The organism is Neobacillus niacini, from assembly GCF_000759675.1.
Lineage (GTDB): Bacteria > Bacillota > Bacilli > Bacillales > Cytobacillaceae > Neobacillus > Neobacillus niacini_A.
The window spans coordinates 43,529-60,885 of record NZ_BAWM01000035.1; the positions used below are offsets into that span (position 1 = coordinate 43,529).

General features: G+C 35.8%; 19 protein-coding genes, 1 tRNA gene and 2 pseudogenes. 15 read left to right on the plus strand and 7 right to left on the minus strand.

What is annotated here, in order from left to right; genetic code table 11:
* Positions 1 to 260: 260 nt before the first annotated feature.
* The 3 genes and pseudogenes from TR08_RS33200 to TR08_RS15020 form a co-directional block, all read right to left on the minus strand.
* A pseudogene (locus TR08_RS33200) lies at positions 261 to 344 on the minus strand (nitrite reductase); the annotation flags it as partial.
* The gene (locus TR08_RS15015; protein WP_052427471.1) at positions 323 to 769 is read right to left on the minus strand and encodes a hypothetical protein; all 447 of its coding nucleotides are present in this window, start codon (positions 767 to 769) and stop codon (positions 323 to 325) included. The gene TR08_RS15015 and the pseudogene TR08_RS33200, both read right to left, overlap by 22 nt.
* A gap of 144 nt (positions 770 to 913) precedes the next feature.
* Positions 914 to 1,171, minus strand: coding sequence for a hypothetical protein (locus TR08_RS15020; protein ID WP_045519407.1), 258 nt, complete (start codon positions 1,169 to 1,171; stop codon positions 914 to 916).
* A 280-nt stretch (positions 1,172 to 1,451) separates the two neighbouring features.
* On the opposite strand from TR08_RS15020, the gene TR08_RS15025 reads away from it, so the two are divergent.
* The 12 genes and pseudogenes from TR08_RS15025 to TR08_RS15080 all read left to right on the plus strand — a co-directional run bounded on the left by TR08_RS15025 (position 1,452) and on the right by TR08_RS15080 (position 12,387).
* A complete protein-coding gene (locus TR08_RS15025; RefSeq protein WP_045519408.1) occupies positions 1,452 to 1,820 on the plus strand; it encodes a hypothetical protein in 369 nt (122 codons plus the stop codon).
* Between the two features lie 948 nt (positions 1,821 to 2,768).
* Positions 2,769 to 2,936, plus strand: a complete 168-nt coding sequence (locus TR08_RS33205) for a YncE family protein (RefSeq protein ID WP_238579150.1) — start codon at positions 2,769 to 2,771, stop codon at positions 2,934 to 2,936.
* Between the two features lie 44 nt (positions 2,937 to 2,980).
* Positions 2,981 to 3,406: a YncE family protein gene (locus TR08_RS33210; protein ID WP_052427472.1), complete on the plus strand. Its 426-nt coding sequence runs from the start codon at positions 2,981 to 2,983 to the stop codon at positions 3,404 to 3,406.
* Between the two features lie 160 nt (positions 3,407 to 3,566).
* Positions 3,567 to 4,103, plus strand: coding sequence for a CueP family metal-binding protein (locus TR08_RS32575; RefSeq protein WP_193747753.1), 537 nt, complete (start codon positions 3,567 to 3,569; stop codon positions 4,101 to 4,103).
* Positions 4,104 to 4,264: 161 nt separating this feature from the next.
* Positions 4,265 to 4,521: pseudogene (locus tag TR08_RS33215) on the plus strand (YneB family resolvase-like protein); the annotation flags it as partial.
* Positions 4,522 to 4,594: 73 nt separating this feature from the next.
* Positions 4,595 to 4,825, plus strand: coding sequence for a DUF896 domain-containing protein (locus TR08_RS15050; RefSeq protein ID WP_045519413.1), 231 nt, complete (start codon positions 4,595 to 4,597; stop codon positions 4,823 to 4,825).
* Positions 4,826 to 5,009: 184 nt separating this feature from the next.
* Positions 5,010 to 7,013 carry a transketolase gene (gene tkt, locus TR08_RS15055; RefSeq protein ID WP_045519415.1) on the plus strand — a complete coding sequence of 668 codons (2,004 nt, stop codon included), beginning with the start codon at positions 5,010 to 5,012 and terminating at the stop codon, positions 7,011 to 7,013.
* 252 nt (positions 7,014 to 7,265) lie between these two features.
* The gene (gene sirA, locus TR08_RS15060) at positions 7,266 to 7,706 is read left to right on the plus strand and encodes a sporulation inhibitor of replication protein SirA (RefSeq protein WP_045519417.1); all 441 of its coding nucleotides are present in this window, start codon (positions 7,266 to 7,268) and stop codon (positions 7,704 to 7,706) included.
* Between the two features lie 77 nt (positions 7,707 to 7,783).
* On the plus strand, positions 7,784 to 8,005 hold the full coding sequence (locus tag TR08_RS15065) for a YneF family protein (protein ID WP_045519419.1): 222 nt from the start codon (positions 7,784 to 7,786) through the stop codon (positions 8,003 to 8,005).
* 174 nt (positions 8,006 to 8,179) lie between these two features.
* On the plus strand, positions 8,180 to 8,644 hold the full coding sequence (locus TR08_RS15070; RefSeq protein ID WP_045519421.1) for a hypothetical protein: 465 nt from the start codon (positions 8,180 to 8,182) through the stop codon (positions 8,642 to 8,644).
* Positions 8,645 to 8,840: 196 nt separating this feature from the next.
* The gene (locus TR08_RS15075) at positions 8,841 to 10,592 is read left to right on the plus strand and encodes an ABC transporter transmembrane domain-containing protein (RefSeq protein ID WP_045519422.1); all 1,752 of its coding nucleotides are present in this window, start codon (positions 8,841 to 8,843) and stop codon (positions 10,590 to 10,592) included.
* Complete coding sequence (locus tag TR08_RS15080) at positions 10,579 to 12,387, plus strand: ABC transporter ATP-binding protein (protein WP_370576320.1); 1,809 nt, start codon at positions 10,579 to 10,581, stop codon at positions 12,385 to 12,387. Before TR08_RS15075 ends, TR08_RS15080 begins: the two co-directional genes overlap by 14 nt.
* Before the next feature lie 39 nt (positions 12,388 to 12,426).
* Here the strand turns inward: TR08_RS15080 and TR08_RS15085 are convergent, their stop codons facing one another.
* Complete coding sequence (locus TR08_RS15085) at positions 12,427 to 12,606, minus strand: aspartyl-phosphate phosphatase Spo0E family protein (RefSeq protein WP_045519468.1); 180 nt, start codon at positions 12,604 to 12,606, stop codon at positions 12,427 to 12,429.
* Between the two features lie 275 nt (positions 12,607 to 12,881).
* On the opposite strand from TR08_RS15085, the gene TR08_RS15090 reads away from it, so the two are divergent.
* A complete protein-coding gene (locus tag TR08_RS15090) occupies positions 12,882 to 13,589 on the plus strand; it encodes a cytochrome c biogenesis CcdA family protein (protein WP_045519424.1) in 708 nt (235 codons plus the stop codon).
* Between the two features lie 72 nt (positions 13,590 to 13,661).
* Positions 13,662 to 14,132, plus strand: coding sequence for a CcdC family protein (locus TR08_RS15095; RefSeq protein WP_045519425.1), 471 nt, complete (start codon positions 13,662 to 13,664; stop codon positions 14,130 to 14,132).
* 73 nt (positions 14,133 to 14,205) lie between these two features.
* Here TR08_RS15095 and TR08_RS15100 read toward each other — a convergent pair whose 3' ends face one another.
* A complete protein-coding gene (locus TR08_RS15100; protein WP_045519427.1) occupies positions 14,206 to 14,634 on the minus strand; it encodes a DUF2621 domain-containing protein in 429 nt (142 codons plus the stop codon).
* 217 nt (positions 14,635 to 14,851) lie between these two features.
* Between TR08_RS15100 and TR08_RS32015 the strand changes: the two genes are divergently transcribed.
* Positions 14,852 to 14,948 (plus strand) — tRNA-Sec (locus TR08_RS32015).
* A 155-nt stretch (positions 14,949 to 15,103) separates the two neighbouring features.
* Here the strand turns inward: TR08_RS32015 and TR08_RS31075 are convergent.
* Positions 15,104 to 15,358 carry a tyrosine-type recombinase/integrase gene (locus TR08_RS31075; protein ID WP_370576322.1) on the minus strand — a complete coding sequence of 85 codons (255 nt, stop codon included), beginning with the start codon at positions 15,356 to 15,358 and terminating at the stop codon, positions 15,104 to 15,106.
* A 166-nt stretch (positions 15,359 to 15,524) separates the two neighbouring features.
* Positions 15,525 to 17,237, minus strand: a complete 1,713-nt coding sequence (locus TR08_RS15105) for a metallophosphoesterase (RefSeq protein ID WP_045519429.1) — start codon at positions 17,235 to 17,237, stop codon at positions 15,525 to 15,527.
* Between the last annotated feature and the right edge of the window lie 120 nt (positions 17,238 to 17,357).

Below are 17,357 nucleotides of genomic sequence, written 5' to 3' on the forward strand. Positions count from 1 at the left end.
TTAGAAAGTATATTTTGTAACATTCAAAGAGCTTATCATATAAAAAGATAAGCTCTTTTTACTTAGGTGAAAAGCAGTGTTAAAATTAATATATTGTAATAATCCTAAATATTTATTATAGATAAGTATTAGGAAAAAATAATACAGGGGGAGATTAACATGGTTACTGAGGGTAAAAAAGTTAAGATTTCGGTAAATGGAGGTATAGGTTTTGGGGCAAAGTTGAACCCAAAACAATTAATGACAATCGCAAAATATTTAACTCCGATACCACTTAACATCGGCTCACCACAACCAACAGGACAACCTGTATAAGCAACTCTTAGAGTAAAAGGATCAGCCTTAAAAAGTATAATATATTCGCAACAGCTGGCCCAAGACCTTTGATTTTTATGCCGTCTAGCGTTCGAATCTCCTCTATAACTTTCTCGGAACTGGATGTTTCTAGACAAGCTTTTAAAAACCGCCCAAATGCTTTTTTGTTCTGAATATTTTCATAGATATCAGGGATACGTAATTTTGGTTTCCAATAAAAAGCATGGGCTGCACCTTCAAACACTTGTTTTTGCTCAGAAATAGCTGTAACAACCATTTCTAGACTTGAGCCTTTGAAATCATTACCGAATGTATCCTCTTCTATTTCCTTTATTAGCTCTATTAACCATTTACGAATTGTTCTAAAGGCCTTCAACCGACCATTACTATGTAGAAACCAAGTATGATAAACAGATTCTGGGTCTTTTTTATATAACTCTATTATTGGCTTCATTATGAATCATTCCTTCTAAAAGATATTTATCAACATTTTTCATTATATTGTGTTTTTGTAATGGAAGGATATGACAAATATCATAACGAATGCAAAAAAGGTTTGGTTAGATTACCAAACCTTTTAGAAGAGTCACCTCAAATATTAAAATCTGTTCATCATATTTTCACTATTCATTCCTTCTTGATTGTTTCTGTCCATCATTCCCCCATCTTTATGGCAAGAATTGTACATTTCTTGTAGATCTTCTTTTGATGAATCCGGATGCATTTCCTGCATAAAGGGTAGCATTTTTTCAAAGCTATTACCATCTCCAGGGTTGTTAGTTCCCGCTGCAAATACAGCTGTTCCTGCTCCAAGGATCAAGGCTGAACTTAATATTCCTATTGCCCATTTTTTCATTTCTTACAACTCCTTTCTTTTATTACCTTCATCATATAATAAGAGTTTGCAGAAAGAATGAAAATCTAGTGTAGATATTGTGAAGATTTACTTTTAGTTCTTGATGAGTTATTAGATAGAATATTAAGACAAACTGGGTTTTTTGTTGTAAAAATATAATGATAACCATACAATAAAATAAAAGTTGGTCTGAGTAAATTTATTAGGTTAAAGGAAAATTGAATTTATGTATATTAATATATTTATAACTCGCCTTTAATTAATCTAATGAGGTGATAGTGTGTGTGTTCCTAATAATTTTATTGAACAACAAGCTTATGATATGTACGAAAAGATAAAGAAAAATTCTGTATACAATTTTATAAGGGTAGATTATTCTGGAGGTAGCAATCAAGGGTCTCATTCACAAGGTGATAACACGAGGAATGGGTTGGCATTAATTACCAGAGTAGTCCTAGAAGATAAGGATGGAACTCTATATACAATTGAACCTAATCCTAATGGGGTAAGGTTTGCAAAAGGCGAAATCACTTATAAAGATTACAAAAAACTGCAAAAAAGGGAAACAGTGAATGGAATTGCTACATTCTTTGGAATTCTTGTTTTTTTTAGCGGATTGATGCATTTCTTAATGAAGGTTTTTGCCTAAAATAAAAGCGGAAAAAAAACACGCCGATATCTAATAAGCTTCTAGATGCCCATAGGACATTTATTCCTGTTATTGTAAGTGTTAAAATACAAAATGCTTTCTTAGATTTTCATAATGAAAGGAAAACACCAGTAAATACAAGATTTAAACTCTTGTATTTACTGGTGTTTTGTGATTTTATTTAGCTGAAAGTTCAATTTCAGTTACCCATTTGTGATGGGAACTTTTTCTCCTTTAACTTATTACCTCCACATAGTACAACAAAATATGTGCAGAATCTAAGGTGAACACCCCCATTTAATCATTTCTAAAATTTTACTGTTCACTATATTTTAAGTAATAATGCTAACTTTTTCACAAAACTGTCAATTTTCCAGTCTGTTTCTTCAAAGTTTCTGCACAATTATTTACTATAGTTAACTTATTAAAGTTAAGGAGTGTATTAAATGAAAAAATTTATTCTGGTTAGCTTATTTTTCCTTGTTAGCATCTTTTAGCAGCCTGTGAGGCTGCATCGAATAATGAATCGAAAGGCACCACGACATAACCCGAAAAGAGCACACAATCAGAAAAAGATGAATCGGAAAAAGAAAAAGCTGCCTTCATTTATACAGCTGAACTTGATGCCATTACCAAAGTAGATGCAACTAGCAATAAAACAATTAAACCATAGAAGTTGAAGGTTCCGTTCATAATGTTCAAATATCTCCAGATGGCAAAACATTAGGTGCTACTGTTGTTCCTGGAACAGGAGGACATGGCGGGCAAGAATGTATCGAATGTACCCATGAAGGACAAGAGGAAGGACATGGGGAGCATGAAAGCGGCTATGAAGGAGAACATGGTCAAACAAAGGGCTTAGCTCTATTCTATGATGCTGAAACAAACCAATTAAGTAAGAAAGTTGAAGTAGGGGCTCATCCAGCTCATATAGTATTCACGGAAAATATGAAATATGCATTAGTAACAAACAACGAAGACAATAACGTTTCCATAATTGATTTAGCATCTTATAAGGTAATCCAAAATATAACAACCGGAAAAGGCCCACATGGATTCCGAATCGCAGCAGATAGCAAAACCGCTTACATTGCTAATATTGTGAGGACACTGTAAGTGTCATTGATTTAGATGGTATAAAAGAAAGTAAAAAAATTGTAGTGGGCAATACACCTGTTACAACTAGTGTTACACCTGACGGAAAAACATTAGTTGCAACTTTAAATGCGGAAAATTCATTAGCAATTATTGATTTAGCCACTGATAAGGTTCAAAAGGTTCAAGTTGGTGAAGGTCCTGCCCAAGTTTATTTACAATCCGAAGGGAAAGATGCTTTTGTTGCAAATCAGGGAACACCTGAAAAACCATCAGATAGTGTCTCAAAAATGGATCTTGAAACCAAAAAAGTAGTTTCAACCAATAAGGTTGGAAAAGGTGCCCATGGAATTGTTACAAGTAATGATAATCAATTTGTTTATGTGACAAATATGTATGATAATACTGTGAGTGTCATTAATAATGAAGACAATACAGTTATTGCAACTGTAAATATAGGTGCGGAACCGAATGGGATTACTATAAAATAATCGAATATGTAAAAATAGGAGGCGATTCGGCTCCTTGAAATATAGGGCAAGAATATCATTACTTAATATTTTGTGACAAAAGTAAGCCGCACATTTTTGCAAAAAGAAAAGATGGTATACTAGTTTTGTAGACAGAAAGGAAAAGGAAGTGAGACGTTTTATGAAGGCAAAAATTTTCCTACCAATTTTATTTATGTCAGCAGTATTAGTTGGTTGCGGACAAGCAGATTCCAATGATGAAGCTTCTTTAAAGGAAAAAGAAGTTGAAAACATTGGAGAATTAGTAAGCGATTATAGTTCAAATAAAACAACAAACGATACTGCATCCATTACTTCTCAAGAGTTAATTATCAAGAAAAGTGATGGAAACGAGTTGGCTTATGACTTGTCTGAGGAAGACTTTTTCGTTTCTATTGCACCGTACGTTAATAAAACTCACCCCTGAACGAATCATAGCTTGACAGGTTGTCAAGGTGAGTTGGTTGAAGAAGAGTTCGACGTATTCATTGAAGATATGGAAGGCAATGTAATTATAGATGAAAAAGTGAAATCCCAAACTAACGGATTCTTCGACTTATGGCTTCCACGTGATAAAACATATCGAATAAAGATTGAGCATGATGGAAAAGTATCGGAATCAGAAATTTCTACTTTTGAGGATGACGGAACTTGCATTACAACTATGCAGTTAACTTAAAAGTACCTATTTTAGTAACAGGTTCCGTTTTGAAGTACAAATCTTAGAAAAGTAGAGGAAATAACTAAACATAAATTTAAAATTTTTAAATATTTATAATAATAAAAATCAGATATTTTATGGGTTTAATTTTTTTTTATTGTTTTTTGTAAGTTGCTAAACTTAAAATTAAGCGTGGAATGAAGAGAGCTGTTTCTCAGGGATACAAGCCTGAGAAAAATCTAAAAAACCTTGAGTGGAATCTGGACGGGAAAAAATAGAAGTTCTGATTGAAGAGATAGTCCGTCTTAGAAAAAACAAATTAACTTTTTCAGAGATTGCTGCTATTTTGAGAGGATTTGGATACAATATTTCCAAAGCAACTGTCCACCGACGCTATCAGGAATCTCAACAATCTTTCGATACAGAAAATGAGTAGACCATTTGCCTTGTCAGATGGTCTATTTTTGTAGTAAAATCAGTTTTTAAGTAATTGAAAGGGAGGGTTCTAAATGCTCTCAAAAGAAAAAATGGCAAGAATCAATGAATTAGCTAGAAAAGCAAAAGCGAATGGTTTAACAGAAGCAGAAGCGAAGGAACAAACAAAATTAAGAAGCGAGTATTTGACCACTTTCCGCAGTTCAATGCTGGATACTTTAACAAATACAAAAATCATTGATCCTGAGGGAAATGACGTAACGCCAGAAAAAATAAAACAAAGAAAAAAATATAATCTTCATTAAACCAATGGGAAAACTTTTTGTTTTCCTTTTTACATATTGCTCACCACACTGTGTCAAAATAAGAAAATGAAAGTAAATCAATTTGTTTAGTAGTCAAATTAATTGTTGAATTAATGTCAAGAGAACTATAATATAAAAGATGTTATTATTTTTTTATCCTAGTGAATCAGGAGTGATGTAAATAATGTTTGATACTATTGATGCTTTGTCAGTAACCTCTATTCGTACGCTTTCCATTGATATGATTGAAAAAGCAAATTCAGGACATCCTGGAATGCCAATGGGTGCAGCACCAATGACTTACACTTTATGGACTCGTTTTATGAACCATAACCCAAAAAATCCAGAGTGGTTTAACCGTGACCGTTTTGTATTATCTGCAGGACATGGATCTGCTTTGTTATACAGCATGCTTCATCTGTCAGGTTATAAGTTAACTATGGATGATTTGAAACAATTCCGCCAATGGGGAAGTAAAACTCCAGGGCATCCTGAGTATGGTCATACAGAAGGAGTAGAAGCAACAACAGGTCCGCTTGGACAAGGTATTGCTATGGCGGTCGGAATGGCAATGGCAGAACGTCATACAGCTAGTGTTTACAATAAAGAAAATTATGAACTTGTAAACCATTATACATATAGTATTTGTGGTGATGGAGATTTAATGGAGGGTGTTTCAGCAGAGGCAGCATCACTTGCTGGGCATTTAAAACTTGGTCGTTTGGTAGTATTATACGATTCTAATGATATTTCCCTTGATGGTGACCTAAATAAATCTTTCTCAGAAAGTGTTAAGGACCGTTTCTTATCATACGGCTGGCAATACCTTCGAGTAGAAGACGGTAATAATCTTGAAGAGATCGCTAAAGCGCTAGAAGAAGCTAGAAATGATCTTGATAGACCTACAATGATTGAAGTAAGAACGGTTATAGGTTATGGTTCTCCTAACCGCGCTGGAACTTCAGGTGTACATGGCTCTCCTCTTGGAGCAGATGAGTTAAAACTTACAAAAGAAGCTTATAAATGGACCTTTGAAGAAGACTTCCATGTGCCAAATGAAGTTTACGAAAACTTCCAAAACCTAATCGTTGAAAATGGAGCAAAAAAGGAAAAAGAATGGAACGACCTCTTTGCACAATATAAAAATGAATATCCTGAATTAGCAAATCAATTAGAAAAAGCACTGAAAAATGAATTACCTGAAGGCTGGGATAAAGATATTCCGGTTTATAGCGAAGGCAAAAGCTTAGCAAGCCGTGCATCATCAGGTGAAGCCCTAAACGGTATCGCGAAAAATTTACCTATCTTCATTGGAGGATCTGCTGACCTTGCTGGTTCGAATAAAACAATGATCAAAGGAACAGGGGATTATGCGCCAGGCAACTACGAAGGACGTAATATCTGGTTCGGTGTACGTGAATTTGCAATGGGTGCAGCGATGAATGGTATTGCCTTACATGGTGGTGTGAAGATTTTTGGAGGAACATTCTTCGTGTTCTCTGACTATTTACGTCCAGCAATCCGCCTTGCTTCGTTAATGGGATTACCTGTTACGTATGTATTTACTCATGATAGTATTGCTGTTGGGGAAGATGGACCAACACATGAGCCTGTTGAACAACTTGCAGCATTACGTGCAATGCCAGGTCTTTCTATTATTCGTCCAGCTGATGGTAATGAGACAGCTGCTGCATGGAAACTCGCAGTTGAGTCAACGAATAAACCTACTGCTTTAGTGTTAACTCGTCAAGATTTACCAACACTTAAAGGTACAGATCAAAATGCATATGATGGAGTATCAAAAGGTGCTTATGTTGTTTCTCCTTCTGAAAGAGAGACTCCTGACGCTCTATTACTTGCAACTGGTTCAGAGGTAAGTCTAGCGGTTGAAGCACAAAAGGAATTAGCTGGTGAAGGTATTCATGTGTCTGTTGTAAGCATGCCATCATGGGACCGCTTTGAGCAACAAACACAAGAATACAAAAACTCAGTTCTACCTAAAAATGTGAAAAAACGTCTTGGTATTGAAGTTGGTTCTTCATTTGGCTGGCACAAATACACAGGTGATGAAGGAGACGTCCTAGCAATTGATACATTCGGGGCTTCTGCGCCTGGAGAAAAAATTATGGAAGAATATGGCTTTAGTGTAAGCAATGTTGTTGCACGTGTTAAAGCACTTCTTCAATAATAACTAGATTATTTTAAAGGGAACGACTTAATGTCGTTCTCTTTTTTATGGATTTCTACTATATATATATGAACAATAGATGAATAATTTGAACCATTCGTGACATTCCAATTATAAGTAAAGTATAATAAAATTTGTAAGAATCTTATGAATTCGACAATAATAGTGATTTTTTTTGCCGGTATAAGACAAATGTTTTGATAGTGCTTAATTATAATGATAGAAAGGGTATTCAACGAAGGAGAGATCGTGGTGAGAAATTATCAGCTTTATTTGATAGAAGATGAATTTGCCGCCCATTACTTCGGAAGAGAGCGTATGTTTTTTCAGCTTTTTCAGGAACACGACAAAGCAGAAGGTGAACTTAAATTTATTACGAATAAACAAATTTCCTATATAACAAAGCAGTTAGAGGTTTTGAAGTTCCATCAGTTAATTCAAAAACAGCTTGGAAAAAAGAAGGGTTTTAGAGCTGAACATGGTACATACTCAATTGAATTAAGTGGAAAACTAAGTCAAGCTAAATTGAGGGTTTTTCAAGATTTAATTACAATCGAGGCTGCTGGCAGTTATGAAGCTGAAACGATTTTCTTTGAAGTGCTTAGAAAATGTGAATCTTCCTTTATGGCCTTAGATCTTGAACATCAGCGTTTCGGATGGTTAAAGCCTATTAAAGAAAGAAAATATGTCTAATCTTTTGAAAGAGAATATTGTATAATCCCATTTTATTTAGTACACTGTATGGTAGACAACATGAAGGAGGAAGTTTAATGGGTACAGGTTTATGGATTCTAGTTGTTGTACTAGCATTAGTAGCTGGTGTAGCTCTAGGATTTTTCATTGCTCGTAGATACATGATGAGCTACTTAAAGAAAAATCCACCAATTAATGAACAAATGTTAAAAATGATGATGATGCAAATGGGTATGAAGCCTTCTCAAAAGAAGATCAACCAAATGATGTCTGCTATGAATAAGCAACAAGGCAAATAAATCTAACAAAAACCACGTACCTTTTGGAAAATAATCAAAAGAATGTGGTTTTTTTATATGAAAAGAGAAGTTTTTCGAAAAATCTTATATTTTGTTTTCCTATTGAAAAAAGGGGTAATAAGGTCCATACTAGTTACGCTAATATTAACTACATTGATAAAGGAGCATTTTCTCATGAAAAAAGTTTTATCACTTATTTTAATTCTACTTTTAGTTTTAACAGCATGTGGAACGCAAGAAAAAGAAGAAACAGCATCTCCAAAAGAAAATAAAACAGAAGAGGGTACAAACGCAACTAAAAATCAAAATACAAGAGAGCTTACGGCTGAGGATGAAAAGTTCAGTAAGTTAATAGTAGATAAAGATTATGAAGCAGTAGTAAAAGAGACAGTATCTTTAAAGAGTGAATCGCAAAAAGATTTCTATTACATTGCATCCGCTTTTATTAAAAATAATGAAATTCAAACAAAGACATATGATCCAGCTGACACCAATGCTATGAAGACTGATTATCAGGTAATCGTAAATTATTTAAAAAGAGTTAAGTTTGTACCTGATGAAATCAAAGATGAAGTTGAAGGATTAAGAAAAGTTGCCGAAGAAAAAGTGGAAGAAGCAGCAAAACAATCTGCTCAATAATGGAAAAATGAATTAAATTGCACGCCAAATAATAAGGGACAAGCACTCATCAAAATGGGTGCTTTTTTCATGGATTGAATGTGTGTCAAAATCTTTATTATTTTACAAATATTTGATAAAATAGACCTTCGGGTGGGGTGAAAAGATTTTTAAAAATAATAAAATGAAATGTTGAATCATTTTTCGGGGGAACGTTATGAGAGTATTTTTAGATTTAGGGTGGTTTTTTAAACAAGAGAAAAAAGCGTATATATCAGGAATTGTTATTTTACTGTTTGTTGCTCTGCTTCAACTTGTGCCGCCAAAAGTTATTGGTGTTATTGCCGACCATATTAATGACGGTACATTAACAAAAGGCTTGCTCTTTGAGTGGATGGCTATTTTAGTAGGTGCAGGACTTGGAATGTATGTTTTGAGATACTTTTGGCGAATTATGATATTTGGTTCTGCAGTTAAGCTTAGCAAACAGTTAAGAAATCGCTTGTATCATCACTTTACGAACATGTCACCATCGTTTTATCAGAAACGTAGGACTGGCGATTTAATGGCACATGCGACAAATGACTTACAGGCAATACAACAAACTGCTGGTGCTGGGGTTCTAACCTTAGTGGATTCTCTTTCTACAGGTGGATTTGTTATCCTGGCCATGGCGTTTACGATCAGCTGGAAATTAACGTTGATTTGTTTAATCCCTATGCCTTTTATGGCCATTCTTACCAGTTGGTTTGGTACAATGCTGCATCGAACCTTTCACAAAGCACAAGAAGCCTTTTCGAACTTGAATGATAAAACACAGGAAAGTATTTCAGGGATCAAAGTTATTAAAACATTTGGTCAAGAAAAAGAAGATATTGAGGATTTCAGTAAGCAATCTGAAGATGTAGTTCAAAAGAACATCGTGGTTGCAAAAATAGATTCCTTATATGATCCAACTATTTCGATTATAGTGGGCATATCGTTTTTCTTAGCCATTACCTTTGGTTCAAAATATGTGTTAGCAGGGGAATTATCCATTGGTGAGTTAATTTCCTTTACGACCTATTTAGGACTTTTAATATGGCCGATGTTGGCATTCGGCTGGTTGTTTAATATCGTTGAACGCGGTCGTGCTTCTTATGACCGTGTGGCATCTCTGCTTCGTGAAAAGTCAGACATTACAGACCGAAATGAAGCTTTAGAGTTAGTACCTAGCGGCGGTATTCAGTATGATATTGAGAAGTTCACGTTCCCTGGTGAAAAAGAAGCAATGTTAAAGGAAATCTCTTTCACCCTTAAAAGAGGAGAGACACTCGGAATTGTAGGGAAAACAGGCGCCGGTAAGACAACATTGTTAAAGCTTCTTATTCGTGAATTTGAAGACTATGAAGGAGACATTAACTTCGGTGGTCATAAACTTCAAGAATATAAGCTGGAAAAACTACGTGAAGCCATTGGCTATGTTCCACAGGATCATTTCTTGTTTTCGGCGAGTGTTGCTGAGAATATTGCCTTTACGAATCCCCAAGCACCAAAAGAAGAAATCTATGGTGCAGCAAAGCTAGCCAGCATACATGACGATATTCTTCAGTTTACCGAAGGGTATCAAACTGTAGTTGGTGAAAGGGGAGTTTCCTTATCAGGCGGTCAGAAACAAAGAATTTCGATTGCCCGTGCACTGCTGATGAATCCAGAAGTGCTAGTGCTGGATGATTCACTATCAGCTGTCGATGCAAAGACAGAGGAGGCGATTCTCTCCTCATTAAGGAAGAATCGTGAGGGGAAAACCACGATTATTACCTCTCATCGTTTAAGTGCCATCCAACACGCAAATCTAATCTTAGTCCTAGATAATGGAGAAGTCATTGAAAGAGGAACACATGAAGAACTAATGGCAAGCGGTGGTTGGTATAAGGAAATGTATTTACGTCAGCAGCTAGAGGAGTTGGTTGAGCATGGAGGACATTAAGATGGAAGAAACAGCACAGCTGACTGAAAAAGAACAAAAAACGGTTTTATTTCGCTTGCTGTCTTATACAAAACCACATAAAAGGGCATTAATACTAGCTTTCAGTCTATTGATTTTAACAACATTGGGAGAGTTAGCAGGTCCGATTCTCGTTAAAATCTTTATTGATGATTACTTAACACCTGGGAATTTAGCCTTTCAGCCACTCGTTATCCTAGGGGCAAGCTATCTCGGAATACAGATTGTAAAATCAGTTTTAATGTTTTTTCAATTAGTGAAGTTTCAGGAAATTGCTTTGAAAATTATTCAACAGCTTCGGGTTGATATTTTTTCAAAGGTTCAGTCACTAGGTCTAAAATATTTTGATCAAACACCAGCAGGAAGTATTGTTTCAAGGGTTACAAACGATACCGAGGCCATTAAAGATATGTTTGTTACTGTAATTTCGACCTTTATCCAAAGCGGGTTTTTACTTACTGGTATTTTCATTACGATGTTTATTTTGGATGTAAAATTGGCGCTGTTCTGTCTTATTTTTATTCCATTGATTCTACTAGTGATGAATTTATATCGTAAATTTAGTTCCCGTTATTATTTGGATATGCGGGAAAGACTCAGCCAATTAAATGCAAAACTAAGTGAATCCTTGCAAGGTATGAGTATTATTCAGGTATTTCGCCAGGAAAAGAGACTTCGCAAAGAGTTCGAAGACATCAATGAAAAGCACTATAATTCGGGTATGAAGAATATTAAGATTGATGGATTATTGCTGCGGCCTGCTGTTGATTTGATATTCATTTTGGGATTGATCATTGTCTTAAATTATTTTGGTATCACTTCATTGGACAGTCCAATTGAAATTGGTGTGTTATATGCGTTTGTAAATTACCTGGAGCGTTTCTTTGAACCGGTGAATAATATGATGATGAGATTATCTTTGTACCAGCAAGCAATTGTGGCTGGAGCACGTGTTTTTAGAATTCTCGATAAGAAAGAATTGGCACCAGGACAAAGTGAAGAAAGTAATCTATCCATTGAAGAGGGAAGAATTGAATTCAAGAATTTAACCTTTTCTTACGATGGGCAAAGGGATGTGTTGAAAAATATATCCTTTACTGCACATCCAGGTGAAACCGTAGCACTTGTCGGTCATACTGGAAGCGGAAAAAGTTCGATTATCAATCTTTTGATGAGATTTTATGAATATGAGAAAGGTGATATCTTAATTGATGGAAAATCGATTCGTCATTTTTCCAAGGATGAATTACGAGATAAAATGGGGCTGGTACTCCAAGATCCGTTTTTATTTTACGGAACGGTAAGGGACAATATTACTTTGCATAATCATCATTTAACAGATGAACAAGTGGAGGAAGCGGCTAAATTTGTTCAAGCTCACACGTTTATTGAAAAGCTAGAAGATTCCTATAATCATAAAGTAGTGGAAAGAGGGTCTACTTTTTCAAGTGGACAGCGGCAATTAATTGCTTTTGCTAGGACGATTGCAGCCAATCCAAAGATTCTCGTCCTCGATGAAGCAACTGCTAATATTGATACGGAGACAGAGGAAGCAATTCAAACAGCGCTGGAGAAAATGAGGAAAGGGCGCACCACCATTGCTATTGCCCACCGGTTATCTACGATACAAGACGCCAATTTAATTCTTGTCCTGCATCAAGGCGAAATAGTTGAAAGAGGAACTCATCAAGAGCTATTGGCACTAGGCGGGCTTTATCATAAAATGTTCCTTCTGCAAAATGGAGCAGTGGAACGTTTAGAGGATGTTATCCATTAAATAAAGAAAAATCCTGGTTAATGGCCAGGATTTTTGCTTTTAGAGACTCGCTACTTGGCGAGTTTTCTTTATATACTTTCGATTATATTCGTTTAAAAGATGGTCTAATTCCTGACTATAGCGAATAGCAATGGAGGAAGTCAAGCCGTTGGTGACCGCGACTTGAATTAATTCAGCGCGCTTTTTTTCAATGAGTGAAGTTAGGTCTTGTTCTATCACAGCCGAGGTCCTTTCCGGAGAAACTCCAATAATAGAAAACATTGATAGGAAATTCTCTACCAATGTTTTACTAGTATAACCTAAGATGGGAATAAATTCAAAGATATTTGTAAAAGAATATCCATATTATGTAGGAAAATAGTAGAAACATAAATAGATTTTTGAATGAAATTTTAATTAACTCCTGGCGACACAAAATATTCATGTTAACCATTATCTTTTAGGGGTAAGTTTTGCTAAAATGAAATAGTATCGACTATAGTGGGAGTGTTAATATGACTGATGTAAATATATTTTTAGCTTTAGGTGCCGGCTTTTTAAGTTTTATCTCACCATGCTGTTTACCGCTTTACCCTGCATTTTTATCGTATATCACTGGGATGTCTGTAGGGGAGTTAAAAACTGAAAATGCCATGCTTCAAAAGCGGAGTCTTCTACATACAATCTTTTTCCTTTTAGGATTTTCGGCTATTTTCATTGCAATTGGTTTTGGTACATCCTTTGTAGGGAGCTTTTTCCTCGAGTACAAAGATCTCATTCGCCAGTTAGGCGGAATATTTATCGTACTTTTTGGACTAATAATTGTCGGTGTATTTAAACCTGAGTTTTTGATGAAGGATCGTAAATTAGAATTCAAAAATCGACCTTCCGGCTTTATTGGTTCAGCACTTATTGGAATGGCCTTTGCTGCCGGCTGGACACCATGTACAGGTCCAATTCTTTCGGCTGTAATTGCCTTAGCTGCAACAAATCCAGGTTCAGGTGTATTATATATGACTGCGTATTCTCTTGGGTTTGCCATTCCATTTTTAATCTTGTCATTCTTCGTCGGTCGGATGAAATGGATTCGTAAAAACAGTGGAAAGATTATGAAATTTGGCGGTTACATCATGATTGTAATGGGTATCGTGCTCTTTTTTGACTGGATGACAAAAATTATTGCGATTTTCTCAGGATTGTTTGGTGGATTTACTGGTTTCTAATCATGAACCACAGATTATAAATAGTAAAAATATGAATTTTGAGCTTTATTTTTGAAATAGGGGATGGAACCTATGAACTTCTTTATTGTTTCTTCAATAGGAGCGGTATTTATGGGGATATTTGCTTTGTTGGTCCGCGTGAAGGCTGCAAAGAAACCTACAAATGCCTTGAAAATTATCCTGCCGCCAGTCTTTATGTCAAGCGGAGCCTTAATGTATGTGGTACCTCAATTTCGTTTAACCAGTATGGAAATAATAGAGGTAGTCATTGTGGGGATGCTTTTTTCGATTTTGCTTATTAAAACCTCAAAATTTGAGATTCGTGAGAACGACATTTACTTAAAAAGATCGAAAGCTTTTATCTACATTTTAGTAGGTCTATTAGTGGTTAGGCTTGGATTAAAATCGATATTAAGTGCTACGATTGATTATGGTGAGTTAAGCGGTATGTTCTTCCTGCTGGCATTTAGTATGATTGTTCCATGGCGGGTTGCGATGTATCTAGATTATAAAAAGCTGTACAGACAGCTACATGGTATATAACGAGCAAAACACTGATCTATTGGGATCAGTGTTTTTTTAAAATAGAAAATAAAAAACCGTCACAAAGGACGGTTTAGAATAAGTGCTCGTAAGGAGCAACATCAATTCGATTCTCAAAAAGCTTTTTCCGTAAAAATTTATGGTCTCTTTTTGGTGTTGCTTGAATGTAGCCGCGGATGACAAGTTCTTCTGTTATCTTTGATACTTTCTCATTAAGTGCAAGCTCGCCAATCTTTCCAGCTATCTTATGCCTTGCGACATCGCGGAAAAGCTCTGGAACCGGGCTAACTAAATCTTCTAGAAGAAGTTTTTCTTCATCACCCCATAAATGACGGGTTTCGCTTACATAGTATTCTTCCCAATCCATCACGGATTTGCCATCGTCTTTTGGCATTCTCTTTAAAAACTTACGAAACATAAAAAATCCGCCTATCGCCATAGCCCCGGCAAAGGCAAATATCCATATTAAAATAAACCAAAGAAACCAACCTGTTAGCTGCATTGTTTTCACCTACACGATCCTATTTTCATCTACTTATTATAGTCTGTAATAAGGTGAAAAGACAAGTCATCGCCTTAATTAGAAAGGAATATGCAGCCTAATAGTGGATTGCAAAAGTTGTCGAAAAAATGACAATAACTCCAACTCTATTGATTATTACTATATTCCATTGTAAAATGATTACAAATAGGAGTTACCATTTAACTATAATAATCCTGGGGCTGAATGGGGTACTGGTGTCCTCCACAGTCTTCAAAACTGCTTGAGACCTGCGTGCCAGGTCTGGTGGGTTCGATTCCCACACAGTCCCGCCAACTCAATAATACCAAGGATTCTAGAGAATTCTTTCTTACATAGACCAGATGGCACTCGGTCTTTTTTTGTTTGGTGGTGCCAAGTGGTGCCATTTTCATATTATGCCTTAAAAGTTACTCAAGTAATCCATTTAAGTGATCGACTGCAATCCCTTCTATCGATCAGTCAAGTGTGAATAGGTATCCATTGTGAGTAGAATTTTGAAGTGACCTAATCGAGCACTGACAATTTTGGGATTAACATTTTCAATCAGTAAAATGGTAGCATGTGAATGCCAAAGAACATGAAACCGGATGTCTGGAAGCTTAGCCGCTTTTATTGCCCTCTTAAGTGGTCTCGTTATTTCAGTTGGTGCCATGACAGGATCTAAGAATGATATTGAACTTTTCGAAAAGATGGTCCCGTCGATATAATCATTATTCTTTGATTTCTTTTAATATTATTGTTAAAGGGGCTTTGGCAATCTCTTTGGTCCCTTTTGGTAACATTGGATATATTATAAAAATCGATAAGAAGATCTTATAATCTATAAATATATAAACCCCATTTCATTTGAAATGGGGTTTGCACGTAGATTAGTTTACTGTAAAGGTTGCATGTGTGACAGCATCATATCCACTGCCGTAGAAATATACGAACTTATACGTCTTGCCTGACTGATATCGACCTGGATATGAATTCTTACTTGGATCATACGTAACTCTATATGTTCCATTAGTTACTTTTGTATACTCCCACCAAATGGCTGGTACATTCCCTGGAGTTTCACTGACTTCATATAATCCAATCCAGTCACCTTGTGGAACTCTTGCGTTTTCTACCAAAACATCGACTGTTTCGGTCGTTCCAGTTAATGTGTTTTTGGACAGAGTAATCGTGATATCCTTTATTTCACCATCAATTGTTTTTCCTAAAACCTTTAATGAATTTTGACTTTGGTTCCCAAATGCATCTAGTGCAAATACGTTGATCTCATATAATGTATTCGGCTGTAATCCATCAATTTTTAATGTAAGCGGATTAGGAATCGGATCTTTATAAAATTCCGAGAATGCAAGGAATTCTTTCACTTTTTGTCCTTTCGACGAATCGGTGATTTCTACCTTATAATCATGAACCAGCAAGTCATCCTTCGCTTGAGTAAACATAACGGCAAGGCTTGTTGGTGTTGTGAGTTCGTGATTAATCGAAATTAACGCATCCTTTGTGAAAAAAGGAGCCTTTTTATCTCGATCTTCTGTATAGATAAATTCATTTTTGTTAGCTGGTAAGGTGATTTCAAAAGGGTCGGCTGTCCAATCATTGTTATGAATATCACGTCGCTTAAGTAATACCTTGTTATTGTACACTTCAACGATGAGTGCCTGGTTAAGGATGTCCGCTCCTTCCGGCACTTCCCCTTGTATTCTTCCAGCATCGAGCCACAAATAAGCACCCGTGGAGGTTCCTATGGATGTAAAGTCCTTTTGATGGATGATTTTAGGGTCATCTAATGGATAGTGGGTGTGACCGGAAAACGAAATCACCTGTGGATAGGCGGCCAATGTATTGTAGAATAGATCCCTATTTTTCGCAAAGCCCCATTCACTTCCATAAATCGTTCCCATAATCGGCTGATGATGGAATACAAAAATCGGTTTGTTCGGATCATCCTGTGCTGCCTGCTTTAACTGTTCGGCTAACCAATTAATTTGAGTTACTGAAAAAGTACCTTCAGTTAGACCATCCTCTGTTCCAAGGATGATAAAATGATAACCTTTAATTACTTTGTGATAGTAAATCGATTCCATTCCTGACCTTTCAAGGAATCGTTTTTGAGCTTCTGAAACCGAAAGCCCATTCCAATAATCATGGTTTCCTATGGCAATCAAGGAAACCGCATGTTTTTGTTTTTTTGCATTATAAGCTGAGAAAAACTTATCATATTCTTCCGTGTAACCATTATCAGTTAAATCTCCTACTACCACAAATGCATCCTGCTGTGGGACTAGTAGATTTAATTGATCTAATGATGTTTTAAATTTTTCTAATGTTTGATTACTGTTTTTATTCATATGTACATCACTAATGACTGGAAATACAAGCTTTGGCTTGACTTTTTTGGATTCAATGATGGAAGAGGTAGACGCAGCACTCACAGGCAGGCTCGTCAATGAGCCCACTAAAGATGCTCCCATCGCAGCTCCAACCACCATCGTTGTTTTCTGCAAAAAGGCACGTCGATCCATTCCCTCACTTAATACATTCTGAGTTTTTAAGGCTTCATCTTTTACCTTGATGTCTTTCATTTTTCCTAATCCCTCCTGTTTAAACCTAATAGTAGATTCTGATATTCTACTCTTTGAAATTACCAAAAAATCATTTAGCCGATGTTAAAGAGACGTATAATTAATGTAAATTTTATTACA